The organism is Faecalibacterium sp. DFI.5.82 (assembly GCF_029076575.1).
Taxonomy (GTDB): domain Bacteria; phylum Bacillota; class Clostridia; order Oscillospirales; family Ruminococcaceae; genus Faecalibacterium; species Faecalibacterium duncaniae.
On record NZ_JARFIS010000361.1, the window covers coordinates 1 to 320 of the forward strand.

At 60.3% G+C, this 320-nt stretch carries 1 protein-coding gene; it reads left to right on the forward strand.

What is annotated here, in order from left to right; all coding sequences use genetic code 11:
* Positions 1–320, forward strand: a 320-nt coding sequence (locus P0G09_RS17000; protein WP_275253257.1) for a hypothetical protein, incomplete at both ends; no start/stop codon positions are given.

Genomic DNA, 320 nt, shown 5'->3' on the forward strand with positions numbered 1-320 from the left:
AGCTGTTTGAGCTGGTCACCCGCAAGGAGGGGCTTGAGTTTCTGGCATGGCGCAGGGTGCCGGTAGACACCGATGCCGTGGGCCAGAAGGCCCGGGACTGCATGCCCTCCATCTGGCAGAGCTTCATCAAAAAGCCTGCCCGGGTGAGCAAGGGCATTGATTTTGACCGCAGGCTCTACATCATCCGCCGGGTGTTCGAGCAGGCCAGCATCGGCACCTATGTGCCCAGCCTGTCCAGCCGCACCATCGTCTACAAGGGCATGTTCCTGGTGCACGATCTGCGCCTGTTCTACCTTGACCTGCAGGACGAGGATTATGAG